This window comes from Erwinia sp. V71 (assembly GCF_965644245.1).
Classification (GTDB): domain Bacteria; phylum Pseudomonadota; class Gammaproteobacteria; order Enterobacterales; family Enterobacteriaceae; genus Erwinia.
Map to the genome: position 1 here is coordinate 1 of NZ_CBFFRK010000211.1, position 2,926 is coordinate 2,926.

1 protein-coding gene, 1 tRNA gene and 1 pseudogene are annotated in these 2,926 nt (G+C 53.0%); 2 read left to right on the forward strand and 1 reads right to left on the reverse strand.

Features of this window, described 5'->3' with window-relative positions; genetic code table 11:
• Nucleotides 1–404: 404 nt before the first annotated feature.
• Nucleotides 405–914 (reverse strand): DUF2501 domain-containing protein, encoded by a 510-nt coding sequence (locus ACSZO1_RS22065; protein ID WP_437616488.1) that lies wholly within the window; start codon nt 912–914, stop codon nt 405–407.
• A gap of 285 nt (nt 915–1,199) precedes the next feature.
• Here ACSZO1_RS22065 and ACSZO1_RS22070 point away from each other — a divergent pair.
• Nucleotides 1,200–1,284: transfer RNA gene (locus ACSZO1_RS22070), tRNA-Leu, on the forward strand.
• Nucleotides 1,285–1,484: 200 nt separating this feature from the next.
• Nucleotides 1,485–2,756 (forward strand): annotated as a pseudogene (locus ACSZO1_RS22075) (tyrosine-type recombinase/integrase).
• The last annotated feature ends 170 nt before the right edge of the window (nt 2,757–2,926 follow it).

Genomic DNA, 2,926 nt, shown 5'->3' on the forward strand with positions numbered 1-2,926 from the left:
ATGCCTTAGTTGTAAGTGTCTACCATGTCCCCGAACAAGTGTTCACTGTGTCCCCGGACCGTACACACTGTGGGGGAGGGCTGGGGTGGGGGAGCTGGCGGCTCTGTGCTACTCCCTCCCCCACGTTGTGGGGGAGGGCTGGGGAGGGGGAACTGGCAACTCAGCACTCAATTCCGCCAAAAACCGCCGTCGCGATTTCCCCCGTGCCCGCCCAGGAAACACGGTCAGATCGGAAAGTCGCTTTCGCCATCCCTGGCCCGCTCGGCCCGCGCCGTCCTGGCTCGGCCCGCGCCGTCCTGGCGCGGGACGCTTTCCTCTTTTGACCGTGTTCCCTGGGCTTCAGGCTTAGACGTTGCTGCGGGATGGCAACATTGGGCTGTGGTGATAGTTACCCACTGCCCGCATCACGAAATAAAGTTTTTACCCTGTTTCAGCACCACATCACAGGCTTTGGTTTTCACCTTCTTGCCGATCTCGGTATCGCCCAGCGCTTTCAGATTCAGCTGCTGACCGTTGCTGGTGTTCAGTAAGCCCATCAGACCCTGCTGATAATCCGTCTGCTGTTTCTTCTCTTCCGGCGTGGTCAGGCCGAGTTTGCTGAGCACCGAGTTTTTCACCGACGCCACGTTGTTATCGATAACGTTGTTTTTAAAGCAGTACTCCATCACACCCGCCGCATTGCTCATGGTGTTGGCGCTGACGTTCTGGCTGCCACCGTTCAGCAGACCGCCGAGCGAGGAGAGCGAGAGACCGCTTTGGCTGTTGCTGGCGTTGGTGGTGTTGCTGTTCTGCTGACTGAGTTGGGTAGCGGCGCTGTTAAGCTGTTCCTGCCAGCTGGCGGCAGAGGCGCTGGCAGCGACTAAGGCGGATGACAGGCTGATAGCGAGCAGCAGGCGCTGGGTGGTGTGCTTCATGGATGACCTCTGTTGGTTCTGGTTCTGTGATGCTTTGGTTGCGCAGCGGTGCCGGGATTTGGGGTCGGCATCGTCTGGTGGTGCTTAGTGCGGACTTTAGCAGAGTTGGCAGGGTTGTGCTGGTGGGGAATGGAGTGTGGAGGGGGGATTGGGAGGAATCTGGGAGTGATGCTCCGGCGGGTTGCGCTGTTTTTTTCAGCACTCAGATCGCATCGCGGAGGATTGGGGTTGCGCGGGTCTGGTGTAACGGTATAATCCTCAACGTTTTCCGCATACCTCTTCAGTGCCGAAGTGGCGAAATCGGTAGACGCAGTTGATTCAAAATCAACCGTAGAGATACGTGCCGGTTCGAGTCCGGCCTTCGGCACCAAAAGCATGTAAATGGACCTCAATTGAGGTCTTTTTTTATGCCTGAAACCCGCGCTACACAAGGCTTTTCCAGCTTTTCTCCTCAACTGAAGTCAACCTGAGTCAACCCACATCAACAAGCTTGTGAGTATACTAATGAGTATATTTGCCGATTCGATATTGCTTGTATACTCACGAGATACCAATGGAAGGAGGACCATTATGGCCCTAACGGATACTAAAGTTCGTTCTGCATAACCTGAGGAGAAAGAGTATTCACTTGTTGACGGCGACGGCATGTTCTTACTTGTAAAACCTAACGGTTCCAAGTATTGGCGATTTCGTTTCCGTTTTGGTGGTAAACAACATTTGATGGCGTTCGGCGTTTACCCGGATGTTTCGCTGGCGGATGCCAGGAAGAAAAGGGAAGAAGCCAGAAAGCTGGTAGCTGCTGGTATCGATCCTCGTGAGCATAAACGTGCTGTGAAAGAAGAGCAGGCGAAAGAGATTATTACTTTCGAGAAGGTTGCCAGAGAGTGGCTCATTACCAATCAGAAATGGTCGGAAGATCATGCTAATCGCGTAAAAAAGAGCCTGGAGGACAATATCTTTCCGGCAATTGGTTCTCGCAACATTGCTGAATTGGGTACTCGCGATCTGTTAATTCCCATCAAAGCCGTAGAGACATCTGGACGTCTTGAGGTGGCTTCCCGTCTTCAACAGCGCACCACGGCCATCATGCGTTATGCGGTGCAAAGCGGTCTAATTGATTATAACCCGGCGCAAGAGATGGCGGGGGCGGTTGCTTCCAGCAATCGACAGCATCGTCCGGCTCTGGAATTAAAGCGCATCCCTGAATTGCTCCAGAAAATAGACGGCTATACCGGCAGGCCACTAACCCGCTGGGCAACGGAACTCACTCTGCTTATCTTTATTCGATCCAGTGAGCTACGTTTTGCTCGCTGGTCAGAGATCGATTTTGAAACGTCAATGTGGACCATTCCGCCTGAGCGAGAGCCTATTCCCGGCGTGAAACATTCTCAGCGAGGATCAAAGATGCGTACACCTCATCTGGTGCCGCTTTCAAAGCAGGCACAGGCGATCCTGAAGCAGATAAAACAGTTTTGTGGTGATAAGCATGAGCTGATTTTTATTGGCGATCATGATCCGCGTAAACCAATGAGTGAAAACACCGTAAACAGTGCGCTACGGGTGATGGGATATGATACTAAGGTCGAGGTTTGCGGCCACGGCTTCCGCACAATGGCCTGTAGTTCGTTAATTGAGTCAGGGCTATGGTCGAAGGATGCGGTGGAGCGGCAGATGAGCCATATGGAACGCAATTCGGTGCGGGCGGCGTATATCCATAAAGCGGAACATCTGGATGAACGCAAGCTGATGTTGCAGTGGTGGGCGGATTTTTTGGATGCAAACCGGGAGAAGGGGATTACGCCGTTTGACTATGCGAAGATCAACCGGGGTAATGGAGAGTGAGTTGCTCATTATACCTGTTTAATTAAACCTAGTCGGCCAGCCTTACTGGAGAGGCTGGTTGGTGATTTTACTGGGGGTATTGCAGTTAGAGGCTCTCGGCGGATTCAAGTTCGAAGTGCAACGCTAAGCCGCCTGTCTTAACTCTGCAAAGACCACTGAAGGCTGCCGGA

Coding starts and splice junctions, on each gene's coding strand:
- ACSZO1_RS22065 (WP_437616488.1), bottom strand. CDS start 914: ATGAAGCACACCACCCAGCGCCTGCTGCTCGCTATCAGCCTGTCATCC.